Origin of the sequence: Micromonospora sp. MW-13, from assembly GCF_003434305.1 — a bacterium.
Lineage (GTDB): Bacteria > Actinomycetota > Actinomycetes > Mycobacteriales > Micromonosporaceae > Micromonospora.
In genome coordinates, this window is sequence record NZ_QKKX01000062.1 from 1 (window position 1) to 13,301 (window position 13,301).

Sequence of the window (13,301 nt, forward strand, 5' to 3'; positions counted from 1 at the left end):
GTTGCGATCCTCGCCCGGCGCAAGGGCCGGGCGCAGCTACCGGGATGGCTACGCGCTCCAGCTTCCAGTAGCCCCAGTTGCGATCCTCGCCCGGCGCGAGGGCCGGGCGCAGCCCGCCGAGGTGGCCCGCCAGATCGAGGCAGGACTAGCCGTTGCGATCCTCGCCCGGCGCGAGGGCCGGGCGCAGCCGACGCACCCAGCCCGCCACCACCCAGCCCGCCTGACCCGGTTGCGATCCTCGCCCGGCGCGAGGGCCGGGCGCAGCAGCCGAACCCTCGTTCGCCGGCCCCTCCCGGTCGATATAGTTGCGATCCTCGCCCGGCGCGAGGGCCGGGCGCAGCTCCGCCCCCTCTCCCACGCTATCGCTATCGCTATCGCCGTTGCGATCCTCGCCCGGCGCGAGGGCCGGGCGCAGCCCGGCAGCCGGTAGACGTACTCAAGGGCACGCTCGGGTTGCGATCCTCGCCCGGCGCGAGGGCCGGGCGCAGCCGCCGCCGCAGACGAAATGGTTGCCGCCTTCCTGGAAGTTGCGATCCTCGCCCGGCGCGAGGGCCGGGCGCAGCCACCGCCAGGCCGTCGAGCTGGAGGGCCGGACGCTTGGTGTTGCGATCCTCGCCCGGCGCGAGGGCCGGGCGCAGCGGCATGACTGCACTACTGCAATACTGCTCGGCATGATGTTGCGATCCTCGCCCGGCGCGAGGGCCGGGCGCAGCTGCTGTACGGCCCGCTGAACAACGCCAACCAGCTCGCCCGGGGTTGCGATCCTCGCCCGGCGCGAGGGCCGGGCGCAGCTGGGACATCACGCGAGTCTTCGGCACCCTGCACTTTCCGTTGCGATCCTCGCCCGGCGCGAGGGCCGGGCGCAGCGGCTCGTGCTGGCGACCGGCGCGACCGTGGAGGCGGAGTTGCGATCCTCGCCCGGCGCGAGGGCCGGGCGCAGCTCCGGTGTCTCCTCCGGCGTGCGGACCGTGACGGGTGCGTTGCGATCCTCGCCCGGCGCGAGGGCCGGGCGCAGCCACCGGGCGCGGCTGAGAAATGGCGCGGTCCGCTGGAAGTTGCGATCCTCGCCCGGCGCGAGGGCCGGGCGCAGCACTACGCGCTACGAGACGTCATGATGCGCTACTACGACGTTGCGATCCTCGCCCGGCGCGAGGGCCGGGCGCAGCGCATCCCCCAACAGGAGGTACGCCCATCATGGCAAGCCCGTTGCGATCCTCGCCCGGCGCGAGGGCCGGGCGCAGCGTCCGGCGGCGGGTCACCGGACGCCCCGCAGGCTGAGGTTGCGATCCTCGCCCGGCGCGAGGGCCGGGCGCAGCACGAGACCCCACGGCACCGCCTCCTTGCCGGTGATGTTGCGATCCTCGCCCGGCGCGAGGGCCGGGCGCAGCCCGGACCGCAGCACCCACTGCTGGCCGCTCTTTGCGGTGTTGCGATCCTCGCCCGGCGCGAGGGCCGGGCGCAGCCTTCGAGAGCATCGTCCGAGAGCAGCGCCGCACCGAGTTGCGATCCTCGCCCGGCGCGAGGGCCGGGCGCAGCACGCAATTCTGGGGGATGACGAAACCCCCGGGCTAGTGTTGCGATCCTCGCCCGGCGCGAGGGCCGGGCGCAGCCAAGTTCAAGCCGCACCGGTCGACCCAGGTCACGCCGGTTGCGATCCTCGCCCGGCGCGAGGGCCGGGCGCAGCCATCTGCGCGTTCGGCTCGACAACTCCATGATTGGCGAGTTGCGATCCTCGCCCGGCGCGAGGGCCGGGCGCAGCTCCGGCGGGTGGCTGCCGCAAGGGCTCTCGGTGGTGGAGTTGCGATCCTCGCCCGGCGCGAGGGCCGGGCGCAGCCGTGCCCCCTCCCTTCAGTGAGCCGCCTACCCAACGGCTGTTGCGATCCTCGCCCGGCGCGAGGGCCGGGCGCAGCACCCGGGCGGGTGCCCGATGACCGTCGAGCCGATCAAGGTTGCGATCCTCGCCCGGCGCGAGGGCCGGGCGCAGCCAATGGAATTGCACGGGGATATTCCGGTCGCATGGGTTGCGATCCTCGCCCGGCGCGAGGGCCGGGCGCAGCTCGGCCTGCCCGCCACCGTGCCCTGCGTCCTCCCCGGGTTGCGATCCTCGCCCGGCGCGAGGGCCGGGCGCAGCACCGGGGCGTTCGTGCCGTCGTGTTGGCCGATCCAGGGGTTGCGATCCTCGCCCGGCGCGAGGGCCGGGCGCAGCAGCCTCATGACCGCCACCCCGTCAGCGACGTCGGGCGTTGCGATCCTCGCCCGGCGCGAGGGCCGGGCGCAGCCGATCACCCCGTCGACCACCAGGCCGTGCCGCGCCTGGTTGCGATCCTCGCCCGGCGCGAGGGCCGGGCGCAGCCCGGACCACACCGCGTCGCCGAGGACCTCCTCGACGTTGCGATCCTCGCCCGGCGCGAGGGCCGGGCGCAGCTCCCGGGCATGCGTGGGGCCGGCCGTCGGATCGGCGAGGTTGCGATCCTCGCCCGGCGCGAGGGCCGGGCGCAGCGCGGTCACCGCGGAGTGCTCGGCGCCTGACGAGAAGTTGCGATCCTCGCCCGGCGCGAGGGCCGGGCGCAGCACGGCGACGCCCGCCGCGACGAGGCCATCGAGGACGAGTTGCGATCCTCGCCCGGCGCGAGGGCCGGGCGCAGCAGCGGAGCCCGTCGGCGAGGCGGACCAGCTCGCGGGCGTTGCGATCCTCGCCCGGCGCGAGGGCCGGGCGCAGCGAGCACCGGGGGCAGCCGTACAAGCTGACCGACGCTGGGTTGCGATCCTCGCCCGGCGCGAGGGCCGGGCGCAGCATGTGCAGCACATGCCAATCGCAGGAAGACACGCAGGTTGCGATCCTCGCCCGGCGCGAGGGCCGGGCGCAGCGGCGGGACACGACCCAGCTCGGGGATGTCAGCCGTCAGGTTGCGATCCTCGCCCGGCGCGAGGGCCGGGCGCAGCACATACGTCCGCGTGACCGTCGCACGGTCGCCCGCGTGGTTGCGATCCTCGCCCGGCGCGAGGGCCGGGCGCAGCATTAGGTAAGGTGTCACGCGTTGTGACGCAACACGCGTTGCGATCCTCGCCGGGCGCGAGGGCCGGGCGCAGCCTGACCTGGTCAGGCAGCGGACCGGGTGTTAACGCCCGGCGTTGCGATCCTCGCCCGGCGCGAGGGCCGGGCGCAGCAGTGATGGTCCGCTGTGACCTGTTCATCGATGACGACACGTTGCGATCCTCGCCCGGCGCGAGGGCCGGGCGCAGCGGTTCCCGAGCAGCGGAAATAGGAATCTGTCGATGCACATTCGACTCACTCGCGGTCCGTTTTATTCATCTAATCCACATTTTTCGGCTCGGAACCCCCTGGTATATCCGCGTTCACTTGGGGTTCCTAGATCACCAACGTTCCCCGCGGGTCGATCGGCCGCGGCTTGCCGAGATGCTCGACGTCGTCAAGCGCGTAAGCCGGCAGCCGGTAGATCCGGATGCTGTCCTGAGTTGGGTCGATGACTTCCTGGAGCGCGGCGACGAAGCGCACCTTGTCGGTTTCGCGGCAGACCACCTCGAACACTGACTTCTGCACGCGGTGCCCGTACGCCTCACAGATCTTGGCGACCTTGCGGAGTCGGCGTTGCCCCTGCGGGGTGACCGTCTCGACATCGTACGTGACGAGTAGATCCATGGCTCAGTTCACCATCCATGGCCGGTACGCGGCCGTGTCTCCGCGGAGGTGACGTGCGAGCAGCCGGGCCTGCACGAGTGGCAGCAGCGCGGCGGGCACCTGCCGGCCGAGCTGCGTGTGTGGCCATTCGCGTTGCCGGCTCTGCTGCCAGGCACCCAGCACGGTCTTTCGTCCACTGTCTGTGAGCCGGTACGCCCCGTTTGGCAGTTCCTCAAAATCGGTCGGTGTCAGCTCTCGCCTGTTGAGCATGGTGAGCGCGAGCCGGTCGGCCAGTAGCGGCCGGAACTCTTCCATCAAGTCCAGGGCGAGAGCGGGCTTACCTGGCCGGACGGCGTGCAGGAAGCCGATGTACGGGTCGAGTCCGACTTGGTCGAGTGCGCCCTGGACAGCGACGCGCAGCATGCCGTACAGGAAGGAGAGCAGGCAGTTCAGCGGATCGGTGGGCGGTCGCTTGTTGCGCCCGGACGCCTTCCAGTCCTTGCTTTCACCGAGCAGGTACGGCATGGCGGCGAAGTAGTCGCGTGCGGCGATGCCTTCGACGCCGAGCACCTCGTTGGTGCTGGCTGCGGTGGCGAGCAGTTCAAGCCGCCCGGCCAGCAGTTCGGCGCTCGCCCGCAGCGCGGTCTGCCGGTGTCCCTTGGTGTCCCGGGCGGTGCGTAGCAGCACTTGCCGCGCGTTGTGTATCTTGCCGGCGACGATGGCGACCGCGATCGGCAATTGCCGGTCCGGCGAGTCAGCGGCCCGGTGCTGGGCTTGGCGGAGCAGCGGATTGCCGTGAGTGGGGCCGACCAGGCCGGCCCGGAACCGCCCGCTGCCGGTGAGCCAGCTGACCGAGCGTCCGTCGTCGGCGCACCGCAGCAGTAGATCGTCGCTGGGTGTCACACCGCCGAACAGGACCAGGTGGTCGAGCCGGACGAGCGGCAGCAGCCGGCGGCCGGGCTGGTCGGGGTGGTACACCCGCACGGTGTCACCGTCGAGGCGCAGGCTGGTGCCGGGGGTCTGCACGTAGAGGGTGTTGAGCAGCTCAGTCACGCCACTGTCCCAATGGTCGTGGGGTCAACAGGTTGGTTGTGGCCTGCCGCCGGCCGTCGGTCAGCTCGGGCAGGCAGTCCTCGCGTAGGGAACATCGCCGGCAGCGGGCGTCGTTGCGTGCCGCCGGCAACGCCGGGTTGTCCATCAGCCGGCGTACGGCCATGGTCGCGGCCACGACCTGGTCGAGCAGGTCGGCGTCGATGGGTACGGCGTGTCTGCGCCTTTCGGCAACCGAGTAGATGTAGCCGGTCGGCACGTCGAAGCCGGCTTCGAGTAGGCAGAGTGCCTGCCCACCGAGTTGCAGCTCGGCCGGCCCGCCGGCTTTGTACCGTCCGACCTTGTACTCGACCGGTGTGGCCGTGCCCTTCTCGAACTCGACAATGTCGCAGATGCCGCGGAGGCCGTGGGTGTGGCTCCACACCGGTAGTGACCGGACCACGGTGAGGCCTCGGCGCCGCTGGATGCCGGGCAGGTCGACGGTGGTGTGGCTGAGGTCGCCGCGTACCGTCTCGACGCTTTCCGACCAGACACCCTCAACGTGGATCAGCGCGGTCTGCCGGTGGCAATAGGCATAGTGCTCCAGCGCGGACAGCGGCACCTCCCGCTGGTCGGTGCCGCTGTCCGTCGAGTGGTCGTCGGTCACAGCCAGAGGTCGACCAGCTTGGTCAGCTCGACACCGTCCGGCAGCCCCGACTCGTCGATGTCCCGGGTGTAGTCGGTGTGGGCGCGCGGCGCCTTCTCACGGTTGACTCGGTCGACCGTGATGCGTTGGGTGAGGGCAGCCGAGGGGGCGACTCCGAAGGCGTCGGGATGGCTGAACACGTAGAGCCCGCACAGCTTCATCTCGCCCCGGGTGGCGGCCCGGTCGTGGTCGAACATCACGGTGATGGCCTGCCACAAGGCGGCCAGGTCATCGCCGGTCACGCCGGTCTTTGTGGCGCGCGGCGCGGAGTAGAACAGGTGCGCCCGGTAGAGGCCGTACGGAACGGTCCACTTGGAGCCGATCTCCGTACGCTCTCCCTTGTCGATGTCCTCCTGTCGGGTCTGCGTGACCCGGGTGATGGTGTGGTCGGTGGGCAGGATCGGATCGATGCTGCGGGCGAAGGTCAGCTGCAGCGGGCCACGGACCTGCCCGGCACCGCCGCTCCTGCCGGTGCTGAGGACCGCGCCGAACATCCGGACGTCGAAGTAGTGCTGGCAGAGCCACTGCTGGGCCGCAGCGATCTCGGCCGGGGTCGGCTTGTTGCTGACCTTGGGCGGCTTGGCGACATAGGCACCCTCGATCCGGGTGTTCAGGGCGTGGCCGGCCTCGACGAAGATGCCGTACCGGGGATCGTCGCCCCGCAGCAGCGACACCGTATCGCGGATTTTGCGCTTGATCGCCACGTCGGTGACCAGGCCCTGTCCGCTCTCGTCGTCGGTCCGCGGCTGGTTGCCGGCGTCCGGGTCGCCGTTGGGGTTGCCGTCGCTGACGTCGAACAGCAGGACGGCGTCGTGGCGGCGGGTCGGGTCGAGGTGCGCGGCGCTCATGCGTCGTCTCCTTCGTCGTCGGTGTTCGGCGCCGCGTCGTCGGGCTCCGGGGGCAGGTCGGTCTTCTTCTTGTTCGCGGCTGCCGCGAGTCGTTCGACCCGCATCTCGGCCCGCTGCTGGTGGTAGCCGAGGATGAACTGGGCCTTGTCGGTCAGCACCGCGACGCTGGGAATCGCATCGATCTGGACAAAGAGGTCGTCGAGTCGGCGTTCGTACGCGTCCGACCACTGCGGTCGGCGGAGGGGCCCGCGCAGCCGTTTGAGCCACGCCTGCACGTTGCGGCGGCCGGAGACGATGACGACCTGCGGGTTGTCGATAGCGCGGCCGAAGTAGCGTTCGGCGAAGGTGGTGTTCAGCTTCTGGTCGGCGACCCGGAACACGGTCCGTTGCAGGTCGTCCATCACGGCGAAGATGCGGCCGGACACGTAGGCCGGCGGCTGCTTGTGCTCGACGTTCAAGGTCGGCGTCAGCCTCTCTCGTTCATGCTCGGGCAGGGTCGGGTGGCGGCGGAGAGCGAGCCGGATCAGCGCGGCGCGGGCCGGGTCGAGCCGGCCGTCGATACGGATCCGGTTGATGACGTGGTTGAGCAGTTTCGGTGGCAGTGGCCGCTTGAGCAGCGCAGCGCCGAGCAGCCCGTGGAACAGGTCTGGTGGTCGCTGTTCGCCGGAGGCACCGAACTTGGTCCAGGTCCCGGGACCTCCGTTCCGCCCGGCCTCGAACCGCCCGGCCGCCCGGGCCAACTGGGAGACCTTGACCTCCACCACCTCACCGGTCCAGGCGTCGACGATCCTGTGGTCGTCGAACCAGGCCCGGACGTTGTCCTTCACGCGACTGATCGGCTGCTCGACCCAGTCCCGGACGACCACCCGGGCGACGTTGCCACCTACGGTCACCGAGCAGTACCGGGACAGGTCGTCAACCGTCGCTTCCGTACCGCTGGCGGGGCCGGCGATCAGGTTCCGGATCTGGGCAGGGTCCAACTGCTCGACAGTCGCCCACGGGTCGAAGGTCGAGCCGCCCAGCACCCACCAGGCGAGCCGGGCATTCTGCCCGGACAGCGCGGTGCTGTGTAGCGGATCGGAGAGCAGACCGGTCAGCGCGGTCGTGAACTTGAGGCCGCAGTCGGCGCAGATCGGGGTGTTGGTCAGGGACTTCTGCAGCTCGTATCCGTGCGCGGCCTCGTTCATGCTGACCAGCGACGCGTTCTGGGTAGCGCCGGGCACCCACCGCCGAGGAATCAGCTGCGGCACCGTCTTGAGCAACGGCTGCACCTGCCCGCAGACCAGACACAGGCCAGACAGCCCCGAACCCTTCCGGTCACCGGCCACCTCGGCCCAGAAACGCCGCGCCGGGCTGGTGTCCGCGGCGTAGACCCCGTCGACCCAGAAGCCGATCAGGTCTCCCCTGCTCCAATCGGACGGCGGTTGAAGCTTGCTGGCGTGCCCGCCGCGGTAGAAGGCGGCGATGGCCGGGCCCACGTCGTCAGGCTCGGCGGCAGCCCACTCTGTGATCAGGGCGCGGAAGGCGTCGTGCTGCTTCGCGACCCGCTCCGGTTTGGCCCCCTCCGACAGCCAGCCGAAGACGTACTCGCCGTTGTCGACCGCGAGCACAGGCGAGATCCCGGCGGTCCGGGTCACCGCCGGCACCAGCGAGGTTGCGCCAAACTTACGGTGCGGGTCGTCCTTGTCCGCCGTGTCGACAAGGCCACCTCGGGGTACGCCGCTCCCGTCGATCTCCAGGCTCCAGCGCACCGGTTTGCGGGCGTAGAACGCCGGGATGACGTCCTTGCTGGTGTCGGCGTACTCCACCAGCCGTTGCAGCAGCACTAGACCCCCTGGCCTTCCATCGGGAGCGCCAGCTCGATTCCCCGCTCGGGCACGTAGAGCACGCCGGCGGCGACCCGGGCGGCAAACCACTCCATCCGAGGCTGGGCGGATGTCCCGTCCCGGTGGACGGAGTGCAGCATGATGCCGATCTCCTCGTTGACGTCCGCGCGCCGGGTGTCATCCGGCCAGCCGAAATCGGCGCTGAACTCCCGAGTGCCGAGGTACGGCTGCTGGAAGCAGGCTCCCTTGCGGACCCGGCGACGAAGCTGGTCCCGGTACGCCGCGACCCGCTTGTCCGCGTGTGCGGCCAACTCGATATGGGCGTGGATCCGGTACGCGACGTCGCGCAGGCAGACGGCGTTGCGTTGATCGCGGTGCGCGGCGGTGTCGACCCGGCGGGTGCCCTTGATCGCCTCGGCGAGCGGCGCGACGTCGGAGGTCTCGTTGCGCCGAACCGAGAAGTGCCTCACGGGCTTGAGCACCTCGATCGCGACAATCTGGTACCGCATCTCCGGCTTCCAGAAGATCGATTCCAGAACGCCCACTGCGGCAGACGGGGTCATCACCGGATAGCTGACCCGCTCCACCTTCAACTCGGGCCGCGAGAACAGCGCCGCCTCACCGCTGACCTGCACCACAACTGGGAGCTCACCCTCCGCGCTCCGCCGCAGAGTCAGCCCGTTGACCACGTCGGTCGTCACAGCACAATCCCTCCCAAGATCAGAGCCATCGAACACACGATCGACAAGGCACCGAACCACGAAATCAGCGGCCCCTCGCACACCAAGTGCGAGGATGCCCGATCGGTATGACAAGAACGGCTCGACGTTGTCCATCACCGACCGACAGACCATCCAGCATCAACTAGCAAATAGACCATGCTGGACGGCGCCGACACCTTCTGTGATGCACCCAAGGTTGCGATCCTCAGCGCCAAGGCACTGCAGGCCAGTTCCACACTGACAACCGGCTCAGCATAGCGAACTTCCTTGGTTGCATGACGGTGACCGTCCGTTGTAGATTCCTCGAGCTTGGTCGGGTGCATGCCCGGCTCCGAGTTGGGCCGGCACCGTTCGCCCCCAAAAGCGACGGTCCGCTGCGCCAACAGCGGACCGCCCAGCTCCCCGCCATCCGTAAGGTCGAAGGGAACCAGATGACAGTAAGGCAGAGCCGCGCCCACAGGCCACTCGGCCGAGACCGCGAACCGCAGAGATCCAGTCTTCTGCCTCTTCGCTGGGCAGTCATCATGGGTCTCAGCGCGGCAGTCGGCATCATGGTCGGCACAGCCGAGGGCCTTCCCTTCGGCGTGCTCGCCAGTCTGATCACGGCTGGAGCACTGCACAAAATAATGAAGTGAGCAGGGCGCCAGGTGGGCGCCCACGCGCTCACCTGACATGCCCGACCCGCCATCAGACGACGAATTGCTCCAGATTCGGGTCGAGGCTGATGCCGGTGGCGTCGTCGTACTCGCCGATCCATTCGACCAGTGCACCCCGCCGCACCTCGTTGCCGAGGATCGGCCGCAGCAGTGCGATCACGCCGGGTCGGCGAAGCACGCTGGGGTGGATGTTCGTCGTGTACGCCTGCAGACTCCGCAGCTTCGTCGGATCCGGAACCGGTGCCTGGCGCAGTTCCACGACCAGTTGCTCCAGTTCACACCGCAGTTCAGGTGTCTCGGCCCCCTGTGGGGTCACCACGCTGATCCCGTCATCGTTGATCATCCGGAATGCCAGCTTCCGATCCCGCAGCTTGCTACTCGCGTCCATCGGCCCATCGGCAACGGTCTCGAACTCCCACCGCTGCCGAGCCTGTTGGATACATTGCCCGACATGATGGGCGTCGGCGAGATTGAGCAGGGCGTACACGTTGCGGTAGTAGCGCCCGAGCGCCTCCAGGTCGTCCGGGTCGGCCTTGTCCGGTCCGAACTGACGCCCGGTGCAGCCGACCAGGGTCTTGTACGTGGGCGGCTGTCCGCCGTCCTCCGGCGCGAACACGACCACCCGTCCACCGTCTGTCATCCGCCCCTCGCGGTTGGCTCGCCCGGCCGCCTGAAGCAGCGAGTCGGCCGGCGCGATCGCACGAAACACCACCGGAAAGTCGACGTCCACCCCGGCCTCGATCAGTTGGGTGGCCACGAGCAGGACGCGCTCACCCCTGCTGAGGCGTGCCCGCACCTCTTCAAGCACCCGTCGCCGGTGCTCCGGGCACATCCGGGTGGATAGGTGCCGGGCCACACCATCGGGCTCGGCATCATGCCAGCGGTCGTACACCACCTTCGCGTCCGCTGTCGTGTTGACCACGACGAGTGCCGACGGTTCCGAGGCGGCCTGGTCGGCGATGTCGGCCAGCGTTGGCTTCGGGTCGAGCTGCCACTCGTACCGCACTCTTCGCAGATCACTGACCAGCTTCGGGGTGTCGTGGATCAGGTCCGTGCAGGGCACGTCCTTGAACTCGTCCAGCGCCCAGAAGCTCGGCTGTGTCGCCGAGGAGAGCAGCACGGTCGCGCCGAAGTGCCGCACGAGTAGCCGGAGTCCGTCGAGGATCGGCGCGAGCATGGCGTGCGGCAGTGCCTGCACCTCGTCCAACACGATCACCGAGTTGGCCAACCGGTGCACCCGGCGCATCGCCGACGGTTTGCGGGCGTACAACGATTCGAAGAGCCGGACGAAGGTGGTGACGACGAACGGGGCGTCCCAGTTCTCGGCCGCAAGCCGCGCCCACCGGCCGGCTTGCGGGTCGTCGAAATCGGCCTGGCTGTGGTGTTCGAGGACGACCGGCTCGCCGCCCTCCTCGTCGAGCAACCGACGGTAGACGGCGGCGTTCTGTTCGGTGATGGTGAGGAACGGGACCGCCACGATTACCCGGCGCAGGCCATGCTTCTCCGCGTGCCGCAGAGCGAACCCGCCGCTCGCGAGGGTCTTCCCGGCTCCGGTCGGCGCACCGAGGCGGAACACTCCACGATCGCGCTCAGCCGCCGCGAGACAGTCCGCGTAGACCTGCTCCCGCAATCTGGCTATCGGAGTGTCGCCGCGACCGGCGAGTTCGTCGCGCCGCCGCTGTTCGAACAGCTTGTAGAGGTGGCCGAAGTCGGCGTCCGGACGCACCTGCGGGCTTGCCAGTCCCTGAAAGTGCGCGCTGGTGTCCAGGCTGTCCGCGTCGACCAGAGCGCTGTAGCACAGCCGCAACGCCATTTCGCCCACCAACGGATCCGCCCGCCAGTCCGCCGGCACGAGATGGTCGAGCCGCTCCGGCAGGTCCGGCAACAGCCCCGGCAGTTCCCGCTCGGCGGACGCCATGTTGCCCGGTTCGGCAGCCAGTTTTCCTTGGAACGCCCCACGGAGGCTGGGCGTGTCGATCAGTCCACCATGGTGGCCGAAGATCGCACCGGCGAATCCAGCGAGTCCGCGTTCATAAGCGACCCGGGTACCGAGTGACTTATGGTCGATGCCGACCGGACGGCCGGTGGGCGCGACAACAGCGAGCTTGTCCTGCCAGGCGCAGGCCGCCTTGCCCACGTCATGCAGCGCACCAAGCCAGTACGCCACTTCACCCCCACCGAACGGGCCGGCAAACCGTCGCGCCAGCTCGGCGGTGCTACGAAGATGATCGGCCAGCGAATGCCACCGGTTGCTACCAGAAGCAGGGCTGTGCGCCCAAGGAGAACCCATACCAGACAAGAACGGCCCCTACGAACGTCGCAGAATTTTCGGGATTGGAGATCAGGGCCTCGGATGGTATCGGTGGTTGCCGGTTTCGGCGGTGAAGCGCACCGAGTGACGTGGAGGATTTTCAGCCTTTGAAGGCAGGAGTCACCGTGCCTGCACCGAAGAAGTGCACTGACGAGCTGCGCCAATGCGCGGTCCGGCTCGCCTTCTAATGTCGCAAGTCGGCTGGTCAGCGGCAGGCACAATCGATGAAGGTCAGCGTCTGGGACGTCAACGGCGAATATTTCAGCGGATCGTGGAGCTGAAACGTAAGGTTCGTGAGCTGCTCCGAGCGACGGAATCTTGGCCAGGTAAACCACACCCAGGCGGGCTCGAGGACCTCCCGGCGCTCGACGCGCCAGCCGCCGCGTTCGTCGACCAACGGCCGAACTGCGCGCCGGTCGCCGTAGCTCCGCGCCACGCTGCCGCCCCTGTGTAATCGGGCGGCGATTTCGCAACTTCTCCGAGGAACCCTGGCGGGAGCTTTCAGGGGACTGACCGAGACGGTACGACGAGCGGCGCCGCGATCACCCCAGGACTGCGCGTTACAGTCCTCGCCTGGCACGAGGACCGGGGCGCAGCCTCCGCAGCCCTCGGCGATGAACACGACCCAGTACTGGTTGCGATCCTCGCCCGGCGCGAGGGCCGGGCGCAGCGTCAACGCAGGGAGCAAGGCAGCCTTGCCCCCCAACGGTTGCGATCCTCGCCCGGCGCGAGGGCCGGGCGCAGCGCACCGCCCACAACGGCAACCGCCTGGAGGTGCTCGTGGTTGCGATCCTTGCCGGGCGCGAGGGCCGGGCGCAGCACTGGCCTTTGACATCGCAATATAGTTCAGCCATGTCCAGTTGCGATCCTCGCCCGGCCCGAGGGCCGGGCGCAGCGGGCCGGTGAGGCTGCCGACAAGTTGGGTGCCGCGTCGTTGCGATCCTCGCCCGGCGCGAGGGCCGGGCGCAGCGTCGAGGTGTTCGACGAGGCGCAGATCCTGACGGAGTTGCGATCCTCGCCGGGCGCGAGGGCCGGGCGCAGCGTCGGCGTCATACGGCAGCTCCTGGTCGCCCCAGACGGGTGGCGATCCTCGCCGGGCGCGAGGGCCGGGCGCAGCTACGCGGTCGCCGCCGTCATCGAACGGCGTTCCACGATGTTGCGATCCTCGCCCGGCGCGAGGGCCGGGCGCAGCAGGCGGCACAGTCAAGCTCGTGCAGAGCGCAGCCCTGTTGCGATCCTCGCCCGGCGCGAGGGCCGGGCGCAGCGGCGGTGGTCGCGGCCGAGTTGTCCGGCGAGTTCAGCGTTGCGATCCTCGCCCGGCGCGAGGGCCGGGCGCAGCGCCTTCCTAGCACATACGGGATTGCTGCGCAACCCCCAGTTGCGATCCTCGCCCGGCGCGAGGGCCGGGCGCAGCGCGCACCACGGCGACCGGCCTCACGACTTCGGTTGTGTTGCGATCCTCGCCCGGCGCGAGGGCCGGGCGCAGCCGGACTGCGCAGACCAGGTCGCCGGCGGCTCGCCCAGTTGCGATCCTCGCCCGGCGCGAGGGCCGGGCGCAGCTTC

Annotated in this window: 8 protein-coding genes and 2 CRISPR repeat arrays (1 of these 10 running past the window's edge); all 8 genes read right to left on the bottom strand. The window is 69.6% G+C overall.

The window, feature by feature from the left end; translation table 11 throughout:
- Nucleotides 1-3,244: direct repeats of the CRISPR family, unit length 37 nt; unit sequence GTTGCGATCCTCGCCCGGCGCGAGGGCCGGGCGCAGC.
- Between the two features lie 126 nt (nucleotides 3,245-3,370).
- Nucleotides 3,371-3,661, bottom strand: a complete 291-nt coding sequence (gene cas2, locus C5N14_RS26360; protein WP_117671779.1) for a CRISPR-associated endonuclease Cas2 — start codon at nucleotides 3,659-3,661, stop codon at nucleotides 3,371-3,373.
- A gap of 3 nt (nucleotides 3,662-3,664) precedes the next feature.
- A complete protein-coding gene (gene cas1c, locus C5N14_RS26365; protein WP_117671781.1) occupies nucleotides 3,665-4,693 on the bottom strand; it encodes a type I-C CRISPR-associated endonuclease Cas1c in 1,029 nt (342 codons plus the stop codon).
- A complete protein-coding gene (gene cas4, locus C5N14_RS26370) occupies nucleotides 4,686-5,336 on the bottom strand; it encodes a CRISPR-associated protein Cas4 (RefSeq protein WP_117671783.1) in 651 nt (216 codons plus the stop codon). The genes cas1c and cas4 overlap by 8 nt, the downstream gene beginning before the upstream one ends.
- Nucleotides 5,333-6,223 (bottom strand): type I-C CRISPR-associated protein Cas7/Csd2, encoded by an 891-nt coding sequence (cas7c, locus tag C5N14_RS26375; protein ID WP_117671785.1) that lies wholly within the window; start codon nucleotides 6,221-6,223, stop codon nucleotides 5,333-5,335. Before cas7c ends, cas4 begins: the two co-directional genes overlap by 4 nt.
- Nucleotides 6,220-8,049, bottom strand: coding sequence for a type I-C CRISPR-associated protein Cas8c/Csd1 (gene cas8c, locus C5N14_RS26380; protein ID WP_117671787.1), 1,830 nt, complete (start codon nucleotides 8,047-8,049; stop codon nucleotides 6,220-6,222). Before cas8c ends, cas7c begins: the two co-directional genes overlap by 4 nt.
- A complete protein-coding gene (gene cas5c / locus C5N14_RS26385) occupies nucleotides 8,049-8,738 on the bottom strand; it encodes a type I-C CRISPR-associated protein Cas5c (protein WP_117671931.1) in 690 nt (229 codons plus the stop codon). Before cas5c ends, cas8c begins: the two co-directional genes overlap by 1 nt.
- A gap of 720 nt (nucleotides 8,739-9,458) precedes the next feature.
- Nucleotides 9,459-11,717, bottom strand: a complete 2,259-nt coding sequence (gene cas3, locus C5N14_RS26390; protein ID WP_117671789.1) for a CRISPR-associated helicase Cas3' — start codon at nucleotides 11,715-11,717, stop codon at nucleotides 9,459-9,461.
- Nucleotides 11,718-11,943: 226 nt separating this feature from the next.
- Nucleotides 11,944-12,135 carry a hypothetical protein gene (locus C5N14_RS26395; protein WP_128763663.1) on the bottom strand — a complete coding sequence of 64 codons (192 nt, stop codon included), beginning with the start codon at nucleotides 12,133-12,135 and terminating at the stop codon, nucleotides 11,944-11,946.
- Between the two features lie 162 nt (nucleotides 12,136-12,297).
- Nucleotides 12,298-13,301: a CRISPR direct-repeat array (repeat unit 37 nt; unit sequence GTTGCGATCCTCGCCCGGCGCGAGGGCCGGGCGCAGC); it runs 3,114 nt beyond the window's last position.